This window comes from Candidatus Litorirhabdus singularis (assembly GCF_026262625.1).
Lineage (GTDB): Bacteria > Pseudomonadota > Gammaproteobacteria > Pseudomonadales > Halieaceae > Litorirhabdus > Litorirhabdus singularis.
In genome coordinates this window covers 160,494-178,097 of the sequence record NZ_SHNN01000002.1, presented here as the reverse complement: position 1 = coordinate 178,097, position 17,604 = coordinate 160,494, and the positions used below count along the sequence as shown (strand labels likewise).

Sequence of the window (17,604 nt, the reverse complement as noted above, 5' to 3'; positions counted from 1 at the left end):
CTAGCTACCCTGCCCCGCTCGAATGGTCTTGCGTTGCCGCCGTCGATACGCCGTGACGGCAGGTATCATGACCGCAACTAGCAGCCCCAGCACAATCCAGAGAGGCCACACCACCGGTTGATTCCACTGTGCCTGTCGGCTGAGGCGCAGTTCATCATCAATGCGCAGGTATTTCAGCGTGCGCTTCGTAATGCCGTGGCGTTTAGTGTTGTGCACCCATTCATTGTTCAGGTAATACTCCAGCGGATGAAAGGCGTACATCCAGATCACATCGCGCCGCAACATAGACACCATCTCAGCGACGATAACGCTGCGCTCAGGGCCGGCTTCCATGGCCCGCATGCGCTGGAACAGCGCGTCAAATTCGTCATTGCCGTAATTGAAATTATTCGCGCCATCACAGTTACACACCAATGGACTCTCGGGCCCATAGGCCAGAAACAGGAAATTTTCAGGGTCTGGATAATCTGCCAGCCAGCCGTGGGAAAATATCTGCGTATTCCCAGTCATATATTTCTGACGCGTGCGGTTCCAGTCTGCAGGTCGAAACTCTACTTGCACGCCGATACGCTCAAACTGCCGCCGGGTCCAATCCATGGAGGCGTTACCCACCGCATGACTTTGTACATCAATATAGATACGTAGCGGTTCACCAGTGGTGGCATGACGTCCACCTGGGTAACCGGCTTCAGCTAACAGCTGGCGCGCGTATTCGATCGTCTTACGTTGTGGCTTGCCATCAACCCAATCGTATATATGTGGGTCTATACCCGTCTCGCCCTCAATAAAACCCGGTATACCCGGCGGGATAATGCTCTGCGCGGCAACCGCATTACCCTTATAAAATATATTCAGATATTCCTCAGTATCATAGGCCAGCGCCAACGCCAGCCGCAGCTTACGTTTTTCTTCCGTATAGCCACCCACCAGCGGGTCGCGCATATTAAAACCCCAGTAGTACATGCCGGGCTTCACGTCTGGCGACACGGTAAGGTTGTGGTTTTCAAGTTCGGCGGATAATTCGAGACCATCGGGGCCCACTACAAAAGCCTGGTCGAAAAAGCCCGAGGTGTTGGAATGCACCTCTCCGGACCGATCGTAATAGCCCTGCAGGAACTTGGTCCACAGCGACAGCATTTCTTTTTCCAGACGAAAATGGGCGCGATCAATGAACGGCACTTGCTTTCCCGCATCATCAAGCCATCCCGCCTCGCGATCACCGGCCTCGCCCTCGGTCGGGTAAAAGTCAGCGCGATAGTTAGGGTTACGTTCCAGCACAATTTCACTGTTAGGGTCGTTCTTGACCATCATGTAGGCGCCGCTGCCCACCGGCCACCAGTCCAGGGTCAGGTTCTTATCGATAAAGCCGGGGTTGTGATAAAACCGATCAGCCTCCCAGGGCACAGGTGCAAAAAAGTGCATCGCCAGCCAATAGACAAACTGCGGATAGAGTCCATTGATAGTGATGCTGTAACGTCGCTCGTCGAGCTGTTCCAGCCCCGCCATAGGATAATCGTGCAGGTTACTCCACTCACCACGCGGCAACTCTTTAACCGATTCCGAAAACTCTGGCATACCCACAATGTACTGCCCCATCAAACTCAGCATCGGTGACTTGTTGCGCGGGTCGGCCATGCGCTTGATGCCATACATAAAGTCTTGCGGATTAACCGGGCGTGACCCGCTCTCGGGAAAATCCGGCACCCCGCGATAAGCTTTGGACTCTGCAGCAGTTTTAAACAAGTAGAGTGGCGCACCGTCGGCATCAGTCGCAAACGAGGGGTGTGGCTGGTAATGCAGGTCATCGCGCAAGGTGAGTATGTAGCGGGTATAAGCTATCGGTTCACCGGTTACGGACACGGGTTCCCGGTTAGCATCAAGAAATTCTGTCTCTGGCAAACTCCGCATGGCAACCGGGATCAGCTCATAAGGTCGCTTAAGAAAGTGGTAGCCCAGCGGGCTGTCATATATTTGCGAAATAAACAGGCTTTCATCTGAGGCGTAGGAAATTGCCGGGTCGAGGTGCTTGGGCGGTACCGAGGACATCAACGAGAAATAGGTGCTTTTGTCTGGATCCGGCAACGGATAGGGATTATTCCAGGCCCCTTCTCCGCAACCTCCTGCAACAGACAGTAGTAGCAACAGTATCATTACCCGAAGCTTCAACCGCAAACCCCGCAGCCAGTTCCATATTTGATACCCAGCGCTCTGTTTGCGCCAGTCTGGCCGTTTACCACCAAAGATCCCCTGAAGATGTTGCGCTTGAAGATGTTACAATTGTCCCTGCAAGGCGCAGAGTTTACTCTGGCAACCCGATCGAAAACAATACAATGCCGTTAATGAGTGCGTCGCAGATAATGTAACTGCCGAGGCTTCGGTGTAACAGCACGCTAATTCGTGCCTGGGCTGGCCGTAACCGCATTTAAGCTGTTTAATGTCGCAACTGCCGGCGCACTACTACAGGCACTGGGCGTCATCTTCATCGAACGCGCTTACCAGTCAGCCAAGACGCACTATTCATTGTCCAAGAGGATCAAGCATGCCAGTTCAAGAGCGTGAGTACGACATCATTTTGCTGGGCGCCAGCGGTTTCACCGGCCGCCTGGTCGCAGAGTATCTGTTGGCCCAATACGGCATCGGCGGCGACCTGCGCTGGGCTATGGCGGGACGTAATGAAGCCAAGCTGGAATCGATTCGATTGCAATTACAGGGCTATGAGCCCGCTGCACCTATTCCCATTCTGGTGGCCGATACCAGTGACGCCAGCGCTATGGCCGGGCTAGCCAGTCAAACCCGGGTCATTTGCACCACGGTGGGGCCTTATGCGTTGTATGGTTCCAGTGTGGTGGAAGCCTGCGCCCACAATGGCACCCATTACTGCGACCTCACTGGCGAAGTACAGTGGATGCGCCGCATGATTGACGCCCATCAGGCCGCCGCAGCAGCCAGTGGCGCCAGAATCGTACACACCTGCGGCTTTGACAGTATCCCTTCTGATCTGGGAGTACTATTTGCGCAAAACACGATGCAAGAAGCGCATGGCGTCGCCGCCCGCCGGGTCAAGTACCGGGTGACAGGTTTTGGAGGTGGTCTCAGCGGAGGCACGCTGGCCAGCATGCTCAACATGATGGAGGAAGTTAAGCAGGACCCTGGCCTGGCCGATGTGATGGCTGACCCCTATGCACTGAACCCGCAAGGTGCCCCCACCGGCAGCGATGTCAATGATCAGACCGGCGCCATCTATGACGAGGATTTCGCCAGTTGGACGCTCCCTTTCATGATGGCAGGTATCAATACGCGGGTGGTGCGCCGCTCTAACGCACTGCTCGACTTCGCCTGGGGCGAAGACTTCAATTACGACGAGGCAGTGCTGGCTGAAGGCAAAGGAGCGTTACAGAGTAAAATTACCGCGCTGGCGATGACCGCAGGCACGAATGCACTATCAATTGGCCCCCTACGTGGTCTCGCCTCGCGATTTATGCCCAAACCCGGTGAAGGACCTGATCAGGAGACCCGTGAACAGGGTTATTACAATATCCTGCTGCACGCAAACCACCCCGATGATATGGAAAAAGATATCCGCGTCAAAGTCAGCGGTGACATGGACCCGGGCTATGGCTCAACCTCAAAAATGCTCGCTGAGTGCGCAGTATGCCTGGCTCGAGACAACCTTACCGTGAGTGGCGGTTTCTGGACCCCGGCCTCCGCCATGGGCACGCGACTGATTGAGCGTCTGCAGCAAAATGCCGGTGTAAGCTTCACGGTTGAATAAATCAGCGGCTATGGCCGCAGGATCGGTACTATTGAGAGGCGCTGCAGTCGAAAAAGAGCCATCGCGACGGAACTGGGTCACAGTTTGGCGTAAACGGCGGCCATAAAGCGCTGTTTAAATGGTCGTCATCGCCGACAGCAGCTAAAATACAGATAGTAGAGGGTGCCTTGACGCCATGTGACTGCCGCCCACGGGGTGGGCATCTTGTGTCAGCAAATTTTACAATGACCCTAAATAGGCAAGAACGAAAAACGCTAAGCTATTGTTTTTAAGAGACTTTATATTTTTGGCCTGAAACTTGCTTTTCCTTAGCCTCAGGGAACCAAGTTCCCCCAAGGAGTACTACGGTGAAATTGCGACTATTCGCGCTGATATCGATTTTGTTCGGCACTGCTGCCGCCCAGGCTGGTGATTTTGTGGTCGACGGCTGCCTTGGCTGCGGCACTGAAACCTATGACTCCACCGTCAACGTCGTTTTCAACTTTGACAGTGGCGCTCCGGGCCAAGGCAGTATTTCCTACGGCTCCGACGCCGACTATGATTATATCTACGTCAAGCTTTCAGAAGAATTCGTCAACCTCGTCTACACCGCGGGTTATGACAAGGGCGCAGATGCTGAGGGATACGACAAAGAGCGCCCTTTCAAGAAAATTGAAGACAGTGACTCACTAGGCCATGCCCATCCTGATGATGATCCAGGAGACGATAAGTACATTCCTATGGTTATCGGCCATATCAATGGCACTGACTCCATATCTCTAGTAGTCGACCTGATCAGTGAATGCAGTGACAGCACCTGCAACAGCGGGTCTGGCTGGGATTCCGCTGGGGTTGACGGCTCGGATTTTGAGGGTAAGGATAATGAGTCTGGAGACAACCACGAACCACGCGTGGTCGCAGATTCTAGCGGCGGGCTGCTTACCGCAGCGATCATGGGCATTGAATCTTCTTTGGCCTATAACATTGGTCAAATAGGCGCCAGCTTTGACAAAGAGCTAGCCAGCTCAGCATACGAAGGCAACGGTACCTGGCTAAACTACGTTGGCTACGAATTCAAATTCACCAAGGACCTGGTTGGTGCCGTGCAGGAACTGGGCGCTCACGCGTCGCCTGAGCTGCGTAAACTGGACAACACCTGCATTGACTGCGGCGGGCCACCCGGAACACCTGTTTCCGAACCAGGCACGCTCGCACTTTTCTCTGCGGCGCTGTTGCTGGCCGGCGTGGGGCGGCGTCGCAAGCGCAAGCAAGGGTGTGACTCAAGTCTCACCCCCTAGAAAATACCTGAGCTTACAGATAAAAGGGCGAACTTCGGTTCGCCCTTTTTCGTGGTGTCTGATTTAATAGCCGGCAGCAATAGCAATCGCCATTGGCTCATATCAGTTGCGGCTGGAATGACCCATCACGACGCTTGATATCGCCTCCAATTGCCAGGGGACCGCCATGTTAGATCCAGTTCCGCAGATGCTCATTAAACTTCAACAAAAGCTCGCCTATTTAGCCACGCTCTGCTGCCTGGCAACAGCACTAGCTGCCTCTCCAGCACTGGCCAATACACAGGGCAGTATCGATTACGGTGACTACGAGCAGGCATTGGTGAGTTTTAACGAGCGCGACTACTCGGCAACCATCATACATCTGAAGAATATGCTCCAGCAGCAACCCGCACACCTGCCCTCGCGCGTACTAATGGCAGAAGTCTATCTGGAGCAACGTCAACCGCTGTTAGCAGAATCAGAGCTCAACTACGCCCGCCGAGCCGGCGCCGACCTTGACCGCCTGTCACCTCTACTGGCTCGCGGCTACAATATGATGCGTCGCTTTGAGGACACTCTGGAGATTACCCGCCCCTCCCGCAGGCCCGCGCAGCTGGAGTCGGAGCTGGCCGTGATCAGGGGACAAGCCTATATAGGGCTGGATAGGCTGACAGATGCTGGTCTCAGCATTGAGTATGCGCTGCAGAAAAACCCCACCAGTATCAACGCACTGCAAGCACGGTTGCAGCTAGCGATGTTACGTAGGCAATTCCCGGCAGCCAGCGGCTATGCTGACGAGCTGTTGGCACTGGATTCAAGTCTCGACGCCGTGTGGGTCACCAGGGCCAAGTTGCACAGCATCCGCGATGATAATGAACAGGCCTTGCTGGCTGTGACTAAAGCCATTGTGCTAGCCCCGGACAACGATGCCGCCCGACTGGCGCGCGCCTCATTTTATATTGATATTGGACGCTATGCTGACGCCGAGGCTGATGTCGATCACATTCTGGAAAAATACCCACTGGAGCCTCGCTCGAAATATCTCAAGGCGATAATCGTTAGCGCGCGGGGAGATACCGCGGCCAGCAGCGAGGCTATGGATGAGATTGCCAAAACCCTGCAAGCGCTCGACTCGGGAGTCATGGACGCCAACCCTGACTACTACTTTCTCGCAGCCGTAACCAACAACCAGCTTGGCAACCAGGATTTGGCCAGAGATTATGTCAACCGCTACGGGCAGATTGTCAGTGATGATGTGCGCGCCTTGCGCCTGTTGGCCATTATCGAACTGCAAAGCGGTGCCCCACTCGCGGCCCGCAATGCCGCACTCAAAGCTAATAGACTGTCACCCAATAATACGGAGGTTCTGGCACTACTTGGCTCAGCCTACCTGGGACTCGGCGAGTTTCAGCAGGCCTACCGCGCCTTCGAGCGGGTTGAGACAATGTTTCCAGGGTCGATCAATAATCTGGTCAATCTGGCGCGCGTTAAGCTCGCGCAGAAGAACTATTTGAGCGCCATCGATTACTTGCTTAAGGCCGAGACCCTTGCCCCGGATTCCATAGAGATTCAGCTGCTGTTGATAGAAGGCTACCAACAATCACGGCAGATCGATTCGGCCATTACCAAGGCTGCGGCATTGCTGGAACGCAACCCTGAAAGTTCACTCTTTATGCAAGTGTATGCCGAGTCCCTGGGGCTGGCCGGACGTATTGAAGAAGCAGTCGAACTTTTTGAGGCTTCGCTGCGGCAATCACCGTCCAACCGGGTGACGACGGTATTTCTTAGCCGTATCGATCTGGGCCTCGGTCGCCACGATGAAGCTATTAATCGACTGCTGCAGTTTCGCGAAAAATACGGTGACAGCCAACCACTGCTGATAGAGATTGCTGATACCTATACGTTTACCAAACAACCAGAAGAGGCTATTTACTGGCTGACCAAAGCGTTGGATAACAATGCAAGCTCTGAGCTGGCACTTGAGAAACTGGTCAAACTACAGGACGCCGGCGATAACCGCGACGAGGCTATTCGGCTCTGTGTCGCGTTCCTGCGGCGCGTAACGGACTCTACTAACATTCACCAACTACTCGCCGGTTTGTACCTCAAAGATCAGCTCAATGAAGAGGCACTGAAGCACTATAGCTCGGCCGTAAAGTATTCCAAGTATCCGCCCGAGGCGCTGTTGACCAAGGCTAAGGCGCAGCTGTCATTCAATGATGTACCGGGAGCACAGTACAGCCTGAATCGGGCCATCGCACTGGACGCCGAGTATCTGCCGGCACGAGTGGAGTTAAGCCGAATCGCAATTACGCTCGGTGAGACCAAAACCGCGCGGCAATTGATCAGGGAAATCGAGGCCATAGCGCCCGATAAACCCGCCGCCGCTATTCTTAGCGGTGACTTATACAACCGACTAAGGGATTTTGCCGATGCGGAGGCAGCTTATCGACGGGCGCTTGAATTTGGTGATACGGTCCCGGCAATCATGGGCTTGTACAGTGTCTACAGCCGCACCGGTCGCTATGCGTTGATCATTCCTGAACTAGAAGCCTGGCTGCGTAAGTATCCATCCGATGTCCGCGTGTCCCTGGCAACTGCCGCCGCCTACCGAGCTTTAGGCAACTATGAGCAAGCTGAACGCTATTACCTGCAACTCATTGAAAAGCACCCGGAGTCGGTCGTTATTCTAAATAATGCTGCCAACCTGTTTAGGGACAAGGGGGATTATGACAATGCCTCAATTTACGCGGCCAGAGCGAGGGATTTGGCACCCAATAATGCCACGGTCATCGATACACTGGCCTGGATTGAAGTAAAGAAAGATAATCTGGAAGAGGCACTGCAATTGCTGCGCAGGGCAATGATACTCGACAACGACAGTCCGGAGATCAAGTACCACCTGGCAGTGACTCTGGACCTGCTGGGCCGGCGTAACGAAGCGCTGACATTCTTGCGCGAATCGGTTACCAGCCCGGTTAGTTTTCCCGCCAAATCAGACGCAGAAAAACTACTGTCAGAGTGGCGCTGAAGATTGCCATCCACTACGTGCAGGATCGATCAAGGACCTGCGCGTAAGTACCTCACTGGCTGAGGCACAAGCGCTCAAGACACTGAGGTTAGGTGCTGCCGCGTCATCGAATTAACGGTATGCTGATGCAACGCCAAACCGGCAACACATAAGCACCACAATAGCAGCACACTGCTCCAGGGCAATTATGTCACAGCACCGGTGCTGGCTATCAGCAGCACCGCAGCGGTATGTTGGTAGGAGTACTAGAACAGGTATACCGCGGGAGGCGGCACGCTGGAAACCTTTAACCTGATATTCAACGGAGAGATTCTGCCCGACTTTGAGCCGGCGCGGGTGCGACGCCGTTTTGCCAGGGCTTTTGGTATCACCGACCTTGCCCGTACAGAGGTATTGTTCAGCGGCCGCGAAGTCATACTGCGTCGTAACCTGTCAAAGCCAGAGGTAGCAAAAGCTTTTGCCGCGTTACGCCAGATAGGCATGATCACGCATATACTGCCGGTTTCCACTCCTCCTAGCGAGGCCACTGCGCCAACGGCAGCTCGCGCGACTAAAGCTTTGTCCAAACCAGAGCCAGAACCAGAACCAGAGCCAGAGCCAGAACCAGAGCCAGAACCAGAGCCAGAGCCAGAGCCAGAACCAGAGCCAGAACCAGAGCCAGAGCCAGAGCCAGACCCAGAGCCAGAACCAGAGCCAGAACCAGAGCCAGAACCAGAGCCAGAGCCAGAACCAGAGCCAGAGCCAGAGCCAGAGCCAGAACCAGAGCCAGAACCAGAGCCAGAGCCAGAACCAGAACCAGAGCCAGAACCAGCCAAGGCAAGACCCAAGGCCCTTTCCTTGGCCAGTGCTGCAGCGGCAGCTCAACGAGCCAAGCCGACCGAGGACCGAAGCGTGCGAGCGCTAAAACCCGCGCTGCGCAACAAAGCCGGGCAACCGGCGCTCGCGCCTGCTCCCAAGCGCAATCCACCGCCGCCCCCAAAACGCCAGTCAGGTGCACCCAACTTATTTGGCTTGCGGCGTTCCTCGGGAACCAGAAAATCCGCTACATCCGCGGACGGCACGATTAATACCGCGCGCGTTCCGTTAATAGCCGCAGGCATGATTCTGCTCGCCTTTATACTCGCCGCGATGCGCTTTGAGCAGATGGCAGTTACCCAACCCCAGGGCGCGAGTATTGGCCAAATCGCCGTATCGCCGAGTCAGCAATTGCTTGTAATACTAGAAGACCAGATACTCCTGCATAACAGGGCGGGACTGCCCACCAGGCAGATTGCCAGCAGTGACCTGGGCATTTCCGAGAATGCAACAGTCGTCTATCTGGACCAGGAAACAATATTGTCGCAGTCCCAAACACCTGCCGCCGCAGATACCTTACTCAGTAGCCCCTTGCTGCGCTGTCAGCTTAATACCAGACAGTGTGAACCTTTACTACGATCTGTCGGACGTAGCAGTTTCGCGGTAGCGAATGAGCAAATATTCATAGCCGATGGTGATCGTGACAAACTGCATAAACTGAAGATAGACGGCAGTGAAATTGCGACCGCGCCACTAGCATTGACCGCGCCTAAACGGCTGCTGCTGCAGGAAGGGATACTGTACCTGGTCCAGAACGGCAGCCAAGTGCTCACCATTATAAAACCTGACGATCAAGGTTTTGGTACGGTACTCGATAGTGTCGCGCTGGATAGCGGCGATGCCCTTGCAACGGAGCACCGCTACCCGCGCGATTTGGTGTACCTGAACGAGCGGTGGTGGGCCCTACTCAGTAACGAAGACTTCAGTAGCGCCGGGCTATACCTGTTCAACCTGCGCTTTCGTCTCGATCGCCGCATTGAGCTACCCCCATCGGCACGGCCCGACGCGCTGGTAGTCTGGAATGACAAAGTGCTGGTGCGCGACAGCCACGGCGGCATTATCCTGCGCTTTGACAACACTGGCGCAGCGCTAAAGGCATTCACCTCTGAGGCATTGAGCGAGGGTTTGAGCGCAGGTGACCGTGAACGCACTCTGACGCACTGGCTCCAGGTATTGGTACTGGTGAGTTTGGTGTTACTTATTGTCGGTTTGTTGATCCTGGCTGGACTGCAATCACTTCGCATCAGGGTATTTACACCTCCGGAGCAGCCCAGCGAAGCCCGACTCGATATTCACAGCGAGTTTATCACTTGGCTGGAGCCTGCCGCCGAGCTGCGCCAGCGTGCGATTCGACTGGGCTCTCTGCTGGCAGCTATTGCCGTGCTCTGCCTGCTGCTGGGCATCATCACCGATATCAGCAGCGCTGGCATTCTGTCCCTGTTTCTATTATTGATAGGCAGCGCTGGGCTTTACCATGCTCTAATACGTTCGACCCGCTGCCACCTAGGCATGGTCCGCGATCATCTTATTTTAGTAGATCATCACAACACCTATCGTGTAGGCAGTGGTCCGCGCATCCAGTATCTGGGCAATTTTGTTATGGTCGATGACGTCCTTGTCTACCTCGGCAATCGGCTGTTGGCACCGTTTAGCATGGCGCCCTTGCAGCAGATTTTCCAACCGCTGATCGCCACCGGCATCAAGGTGGATCAGGCTACGCTGCACGTAAAACTGCTGCAGCAGCGGCATCCTCTGGTACTTGGGCTGGGCGGATTCGTCGTTTGCGGAGTTGCCGCGGTGACTATTATGCTGCTGGGTTAGACAGTTTTCTCGCATTGCCCACCGCAGTTATAGGTCACAATGGCGCTTTAGGGTATGCTGCCACCATGAGTGAATCACCCACAGCCAAGGTTGGCCTTTTTGTCACCTGCCTGGCAGACTTATTCCGTCCTTCAGTGGCTTTTGCCAGCATCAAATTGCTGGAAGACGCAGGCTGTGAGGTGGAAGTGCCACGCCAGCAAACCTGCTGCGGCCAGCCCGGCTATAACAGCGGTGCCTATGCCGACACCCTTCCCCTGGCCCGACAGGTGATAACTGCCTTCGCCGATTATGACTACCTGGTCGCGCCTTCAGGCTCCTGCGTGGGCATGATCCGCCATCACTATCCAAGGTTGTTCGAAGATGCACCTGAGTGGCAAGCTCGAGCGGAGGAACTGGCGCAACGCAGCTGGGAAATCACCAGCTTTCTGGTCGATGTTCTCCACTACCAACCAGACGCAGCCCACAATGCGCTGCAGGACAAAACGCTCACCTATCACGACAGTTGCGCTGGCCTGCGCGAGCTGGGCATCAAACAGCAGCCGCGACAACTGCTACGCGACACCTGCGGCGCCACTCTGGTGGAGCTGGAACAGCCAGAAGTGTGTTGTGGCTTTGGTGGTACTTTCTGCGCCAAAATGCCACACATTTCAGAGCAGATGGTAAACGACAAACTCGACGACGCGCTCAATTCAGGGGCTGACTTACTGGTCGGAGGCGACCTTGGCTGCCTGCTCAATATCAGCGGGCGCGCCTCACGTAGGGGCCAGTCATTAGAGGTACGCCATGTGACTGAAGTACTCGCTGATCAGCTCGGTGACCCTGCGATCGGCGAACCGTCGTCATGAAACAAACCAGTCAGAGTTTTCTTGCCAGCGCCGATGCCGCCATGGCACAGCCTCAACTGCGCGAGACTATGCAAGCCCTGGGCACTGGTTTACCGGCTCTGCGCAGCGCAGCCATGGAGCAGCTAGGCAATTTTGAAGAATTGCGTCAACACCTCAAAGCAGTCAAGCAACACACCCTGACTCACCTGGAGCACTATCTGGTGCGCTATGAGGAACAAGTGCACCAACGCGGAGGTCACGTACACTGGGCCCGCGGTGCCGAGGAACTCAACAGTATCGTGCTGGATATTTGCCGACAGCGAGACGCCCGTCATGTCGTCAAGGGCAAATCTATGGTCACTGAGGAAACCGACCTCACGGCGCAGCTGCAGGCCGCCGGACTGGAAGTTACCGAAACTGATCTTGGCGAATACATTATTCAACTGGCCGGCGAGTACCCCAGCCACATCGTCGGCCCGGCGCTACACAAATCACAGGCTGAGATTCGCGAACTATTCCTGCAGGAGCATTCGCTGGGAGAGCGCGAGCTTGAAGATGTTGAGGCTCTGGTGCAGGAAGCGCGCGAAGTTTTGCGTCAGCGGTTCCTGAATGCCGACGTTGGTATTACCGGAGCCAACGCACTGATTGCAGAAGACGGGCGCAGCATGCTGGTCACCAACGAGGGCAACGGCGACCTCGCTTCAACCTTGCCAAAAGTACAAATTGTCTGCGCAACGATCGATAAACTGCTGCCGCGACCAGAGGATGCCACCGCCATGCTGCGTCTGCTGTCACGCTCCGCAGTGGGTACCGTGACCTCCGCGTACGCAAGCTTCTATACCGGGCCCAGACACGACGACGACCTCGACGGCCCGGATGAATACCATGTCATTTTGCTAGACAACCAGCGCACTGACATGCTCGACACCAACTACGAAGAAATGCTGGGCTGTATGCGCTGTGGGGCCTGTCTCAATCACTGCCCCATCTATATGGCGGCTGGCGGCCATGCCTATGGCTGGGTCTACCCCGGCCCTATGGGCTCGGTGTTAACCCCGCTACTGACCGGATTGGAACAAGCCAATAGCTTACCCAATGCTTGTACCGCCTGCGGTCGCTGCGCTGAAGTATGTCCAGCGGCAATTCCCCTGCCCGATCTGTTGCGGGACTTGCGGGCTGAAGAGCATCAACGGGGGTTATCGCCACTGAGTTGGCGCAGCGGACTCAAACTACACAGTCTGTTGGCACGCTCGCCAGGATTGTACCGACAGGTCACTGCAATCGGTATTGGCCTGCTACGCCTGTTGGCCCGCGGTCGTGGTCAGCTGCAGTCGATAGTCTTTGATAACGGCTGGACTGAAGTGCGTGACCTGCCGCGCCCACAAGGCAAAACATTTATGCAGCAGTATCGCAGCGCTAGCAAAAATAAGGCGACAGACGATGACTGAGGCGCGCAGCGATATTCTCAACCGCATTCGACGCCGGCGTGGCGCTACCCCGCCGCAACACGAAATCAATGAAGCGTTGGCCGAATTGGGTATGGCGCCGCCGGCACCGGAAACTGAAGGCTGCCCGATACAAGCGCTGGAACGGCAGCTGCAGGAGAATCACATCAGCGTAGAGCACGCCAGCAATCGTGCCAGCGCCGTGCAATCTATAGCGCGCTATGTCTACCAGAGTTACCGTAACTATCGTGTAGTTGCTGGCAATGATGCTCGTCTGGCCGCCATGCCGTGGCGCGATGGCGGAGTGCTGGTGCGTTTCGGGGCTGCTGCACCCCAGGATAGACTGGCCATCACTTATGCATTGCTAGGCGTGGTCGAAAGCGGATCACTGGCAGTATTCAGCAGTCGTCACAATCCAGGCTCTAATAATTGGTTGCCACAGGACCATATTGTGCTGTGCGACGCCAGTGATATCGTCGCCGACTACGAGCACGCTTGGCGCGAGTTGCGCCAGCACCAGTCCAAACTAGGCGCACCGCGCGGTATACACTTTATCTCAGGCCCTTCGGCCACCGCCGATATCGGTTTTCAAATGGTGTTTGGTGCACACGGACCGCAGCGCCTGCATGTCATTATTATAGGAGCGCCGGAAGACCTGCCCCCAGAAGACGAACCCAAAAAGGACAGTGACCATGAAACAGTTTGACCAACGTGTTGCGGTTATTACCGGAGCCGCCTCTGGCATCGGATTGGCTCTGGCTAATGCAGCCGCCGCGCGCGGCATGAAGCTGGTACTGGCTGATGTAGATAAAGCCGCCCTCGACCGCGCCGCCGATGCACTGCGCACCGACGGCTCACAAGTACTGGCAATGCCAACCGATGTCAGCGAACCCGAGCAAGTACAGGCCCTGGCCGATGCCGCTATGGCTGAGTACGGTGCTGTGCACCTGCTCTGCAACAACGCCGGTGTAGGCGGCGGTGGTTGCCTGTGGGAAATGGACCTCGATTATTGGCACTGGGTGATCAACGTCAATCTGTGGGGGGTGGTCCACGGCATCCGCAGTTTCACACCGCTATTACTAGAGCAGGACGAAGCTCATATTGTCAACACTGCGTCTATCGCTGGCCTAATGTCAGCCCCGGGTACCGGCCCCTATACCGTTAGCAAGCATGCGGTGGTCAGCCTCTCGGAAATGTTGCACGGCGAACTAAAAGCTGCCACCGGTAACGTCGGCGTCTCGGTACTCTGTCCGAGTTTTGTGAATACCTCTATTTACTCTTCAGAACGCCACCGGCCTGAAGATCCAGCCAACCCGCCCGACGCTGCCACATTAGCCGAACGCGAAGCAGTGGAGGCCCTGGGCAAAGCCTTTTTCGATGACGCTGGAATCCCCCCCGAGCGCATTGCTGAACTGGTTTTCGAGGGCATACAGGCGAAGGATTTTTACCTGCTGTCACACCCGCAGGGCAGCCGCGAACAAATCGAGAAGCGCATGCGCGCTATACTAGACAACGGCCACCCCGGCGTCAGTGGTGCTGGAGATTTCCCGATACAGCTCTAGACGCAGCGTTGTGACGGTAATCAGGTAGCAAACAGTTCGTTGAGGAAATTCTGCAGCGACTGCCAGGAGCGGCGGTTAGCAGACTCGTTGTACACTGTCCCAAAATCCGCGTCGTTGGCCTGCGGGTTGGTAAACGAGTGCACCGTATTACCGTGAGCATGCAACTGCCAGTCCGCCTGCCCGACTTTCATCTCCTCAGTAAATGCCAGCACCTGCTCGGGCGGCACCATCGGGTCATCCCAGCCATGCTCTACCAACACACGCGCTGATAGTCTGTTACCGACGGTATTCCCAGGTGCTGCAAGCGCGCCGTGAAAGCTTGCTACACCCGCAACAGGTGCTCCAGTGCGCACCATATCCAGTACACACATACCGCCAAAACAGTAACCGATAGCCGCCAATTGGCTGTCATCAACTTCCGCCTGAGACTGCAAGGCGGCAATAGCCGTGTTCAATCGCTCCTGCAGCATAGGACGATCGTCGGTAAACTGCGCCATCAAGGCAAAAGCGGCATCATTATCAGCGGCGCTGACGCCCTTGCCGTATAAGTCCAGCGCAAACCCAACATAGCCTAACCGCGCCAAGTCTTCGGCGCGCTCACACTCGAAGCGTTCCCTGCCCCGAAAAGCGTGTGCCACCAGCACACCGGGGCGCGCGCCCGTATTACTATCGTCCCAGGCTAGCCAGCCTTCCAGTACGGTGTCATTGTGCTGATATTCCACCAAGCGGGTTTGAATAGTCATGTGAATCCTCTTTACACGGGGTTTACGCAATCTGTTATCTTCCGTATCTTGCTGGGCAGTTGCAAGAATATGGAGCAAAAAATGCATCTCGCTTTTAGTTCGATGAACACGCTTAATGACCCGCCGCCAAACGAGCTGGCTACCGCTCTGGAGCAGCGCGGTTTTGAGTCGCTTTGGTACGGTGAACACAGCCATATCCCCTGCGCTCGCACGACGCCCTACCCCGCGGGAGGTGAAATGCCGGCACCCTACAGAACCATGATGGACCCCTACGTCTCATTAATGGCAGCGGCCGCTGCCACCACAACGCTGCGTCTCGGCACCGGCATCGCGCTGTTAATGGAGCGCGATGTATTTTCGCAGGCCAAGACCATCGCAACTCTGGACCGGCTCTCCAATGGCCGTGTGCTGATCGGCACCGGCGTGGGCTGGAACGAAGAAGAATTCGTCAACGTGAACCCTCACCCATTCAATAAACGCTATGCGGTGCTGCGCGAAACCGTCGAGGCGACGCGTGTTCTGTGGAGTGAAGAAAGCGCCGAGTATCACGGCAAGTATATTGATTTTGATCCGGTGTGGGTCGACCCCAAACCACTGCAGCCCGGTGGGCCGCCTATTTTTATGGGCGCAATGGGTCCATTGGGCAAGCAGCATGCTGCCAGCTGGGCCGATGGCTGGTATCCGGTTGATGTGGCTATGGGCGATGTCCCTACCGCGCTAAAGGAATTTGCCGAGTTGGTGAAAGCCGCGGGGCGCCAGCCGGAGGATGTTGAAATCAACATACAGATCATGGACACCGCCGATCTGGACAAACTCAAGACCTACCGCGACCTGGGCGTTCAACGCGCCACTGTAGGAGTTGCCATGGATATGTGGGACAAACCCGAACAGGTCATGCCCATGATAGACCGCTTTGCAAAAATCATTCCCGAACTAAACGAATAAGCCAGGAGTATCACCATGAAACTAGAGTCACTTGCGCTGCACCACGGCTACGAGTCTGAAGCCACCACCAAGGCTGCGGCCGTCCCCATTTACCAGACTACATCATTCACCTTTGACGACACTCAGCATGGCGCCGACCTGTTCAACCTCGCGGTGGAAGGCAATATTTATTCGCGTATTGGGAATCCCACCAATGCGGTGCTGGAGGAGCGTGTTGCAGCTATGGAAGGTGGTGTTGGTGCACTCGCGGTCGCCTCAGGCATGGCCGCTATCACCTATACTATTCAATGCCTGACCCGCGCCGGCGACAACATCATTAGCACCAGCCAGCTCTATGGCGGTACTTACAACCTGTTTGCCCACACCTTTCCTCAACAGGGTATTGAGGTGCGCATGGCCTCTGCTGACGATTTTGAGGCAATGGAAGCGTTTATCGATGACAAGACGCGCGGCATTTTCTGCGAAACCATCGGCAACCCGCTGGGTAATGTGGTCGACATTGAGGCGCTGGCAAAGCTGGCGCACAAGCACGGTCTGCCACTGATCGTCGATAATACCGTCGCCACGCCCTATCTGTGCAAAGCCTTCGAGCACGGCGCCGATATTGTGGTGCACTCTCTCACCAAATACATCGGTGGTCATGGCACCACTATCGGCGGCATGATTGTCGATTCAGGCAAATTTGACTGGGCCGCTAATGCCACACGTTTTCCCATGTTCAACGAACCAGACCCCTCCTACCACGGCGTGGTTTACGCCGAGGCTTTAGGCGCAGCCGCTTTTATCGGTCGCTGCCGGGTAGTGCCGCTACGCAATACCGGTTCCGCGTTGTCACCTCACAGCGCCTTTATGCTCTTACAGGGGCTTGAAACTCTGGGCCTGCGTATGGAGCGCCACTGCGAAAACGCTGAAGCGGTGGCTCGTTACTTGCAGCAACACCCGCAGGTTGAGTGGGTCAACTATGCCGCGCTGCCCGACAGCCAGTTTAACGAATCCTGTCAGCGCATCTGCGGTGGCAAGGCCGCCGGTATTCTGAGTTTTGGTATCAAGGGTGGAGCCGCCTCCGGGGCAAAATTTATTGACGCTCTGCAAATGATTCTGCGTTTGGTGAATATTGGTGACGCCAAGTCGTTGGCCTGTCACCCCGCCTCAACCACGCATCGCCAGCTCAACCCTGATGAATTGGCAGCGGCCGGTGTCAGCGAAGAAATGATTCGTTTATCGATTGGTATCGAGCATATCGATGACATCATCGCCGACATTGAGCAGGCGCTAGTGGCAGCTGCCTGAACCCTCAAATGAGCGGCTGAGCAAACCCGCACCCGGGTGGCTCGCGCCACCCTGACCTGC

Annotated in this window: 13 protein-coding genes; 10 read left to right on the top strand and 3 right to left on the bottom strand. The window is 55.8% G+C overall.

The window, feature by feature from the left end; genetic code table 11:
* Complete coding sequence (locus EYC98_RS09180; RefSeq protein ID WP_279245049.1) at positions 1-2,151, bottom strand: ABC transporter substrate-binding protein; 2,151 nt, start codon at positions 2,149-2,151, stop codon at positions 1-3.
* 388 nt (positions 2,152-2,539) lie between these two features.
* On the opposite strand from EYC98_RS09180, the gene EYC98_RS09175 reads away from it, so the two are divergent.
* The 3 genes from EYC98_RS09175 to prsT all read left to right on the top strand — a co-directional run bounded on the left by EYC98_RS09175 (position 2,540) and on the right by prsT (position 8,059).
* The gene (locus tag EYC98_RS09175) at positions 2,540-3,772 is read left to right on the top strand and encodes a saccharopine dehydrogenase family protein (protein WP_279245048.1); all 1,233 of its coding nucleotides are present in this window, start codon (positions 2,540-2,542) and stop codon (positions 3,770-3,772) included.
* A gap of 347 nt (positions 3,773-4,119) precedes the next feature.
* On the top strand, positions 4,120-5,049 hold the full coding sequence (locus EYC98_RS09170; RefSeq protein WP_279245047.1) for a PEP-CTERM sorting domain-containing protein: 930 nt from the start codon (positions 4,120-4,122) through the stop codon (positions 5,047-5,049).
* A 166-nt stretch (positions 5,050-5,215) separates the two neighbouring features.
* Positions 5,216-8,059 carry an XrtA/PEP-CTERM system TPR-repeat protein PrsT gene (gene prsT, locus EYC98_RS09165; protein ID WP_279245046.1) on the top strand — a complete coding sequence of 948 codons (2,844 nt, stop codon included), beginning with the start codon at positions 5,216-5,218 and terminating at the stop codon, positions 8,057-8,059.
* 550 nt (positions 8,060-8,609) lie between these two features.
* Here prsT and EYC98_RS09160 read toward each other — a convergent pair.
* On the bottom strand, positions 8,610-8,879 hold the full coding sequence (locus EYC98_RS09160) for a hypothetical protein (RefSeq protein ID WP_279245045.1): 270 nt from the start codon (positions 8,877-8,879) through the stop codon (positions 8,610-8,612).
* A 71-nt stretch (positions 8,880-8,950) separates the two neighbouring features.
* Between EYC98_RS09160 and EYC98_RS09155 the strand changes: the two genes are divergently transcribed.
* From EYC98_RS09155 to EYC98_RS09135, 5 genes are all read left to right on the top strand, one after another.
* On the top strand, positions 8,951-10,735 hold the full coding sequence (locus EYC98_RS09155; RefSeq protein ID WP_279245044.1) for a hypothetical protein: 1,785 nt from the start codon (positions 8,951-8,953) through the stop codon (positions 10,733-10,735).
* A gap of 65 nt (positions 10,736-10,800) precedes the next feature.
* Complete coding sequence (locus EYC98_RS09150; protein ID WP_279245043.1) at positions 10,801-11,580, top strand: (Fe-S)-binding protein; 780 nt, start codon at positions 10,801-10,803, stop codon at positions 11,578-11,580.
* Positions 11,577-13,007, top strand: coding sequence for a LutB/LldF family L-lactate oxidation iron-sulfur protein (locus tag EYC98_RS09145; RefSeq protein ID WP_279245042.1), 1,431 nt, complete (start codon positions 11,577-11,579; stop codon positions 13,005-13,007). Before EYC98_RS09150 ends, EYC98_RS09145 begins: the two co-directional genes overlap by 4 nt.
* Entirely contained in the window at positions 13,000-13,710 is a 711-nt protein-coding gene (locus EYC98_RS09140; protein WP_279245041.1) for a LutC/YkgG family protein, read from the top strand. Before EYC98_RS09145 ends, EYC98_RS09140 begins: the two co-directional genes overlap by 8 nt.
* Positions 13,697-14,566, top strand: a complete 870-nt coding sequence (locus EYC98_RS09135) for an SDR family NAD(P)-dependent oxidoreductase (protein ID WP_279245040.1) — start codon at positions 13,697-13,699, stop codon at positions 14,564-14,566. The genes EYC98_RS09140 and EYC98_RS09135 overlap by 14 nt, the downstream gene beginning before the upstream one ends.
* A gap of 20 nt (positions 14,567-14,586) precedes the next feature.
* On the opposite strand, the gene EYC98_RS09130 is transcribed toward EYC98_RS09135, so the two are convergent.
* Positions 14,587-15,309 carry a dienelactone hydrolase family protein gene (locus EYC98_RS09130; RefSeq protein ID WP_279245039.1) on the bottom strand — a complete coding sequence of 241 codons (723 nt, stop codon included), beginning with the start codon at positions 15,307-15,309 and terminating at the stop codon, positions 14,587-14,589.
* Positions 15,310-15,390: 81 nt separating this feature from the next.
* On the opposite strand from EYC98_RS09130, the gene EYC98_RS09125 reads away from it, so the two are divergent.
* Both EYC98_RS09125 and EYC98_RS09120 read left to right on the top strand, forming a co-directional pair.
* Positions 15,391-16,254 (top strand): LLM class F420-dependent oxidoreductase, encoded by an 864-nt coding sequence (locus EYC98_RS09125; protein WP_279245038.1) that lies wholly within the window; start codon positions 15,391-15,393, stop codon positions 16,252-16,254.
* 15 nt (positions 16,255-16,269) lie between these two features.
* Entirely contained in the window at positions 16,270-17,544 is a 1,275-nt protein-coding gene (locus EYC98_RS09120; protein ID WP_279245037.1) for an O-acetylhomoserine aminocarboxypropyltransferase/cysteine synthase family protein, read from the top strand.
* Positions 17,545-17,604: the final 60 nt, after the last annotated feature.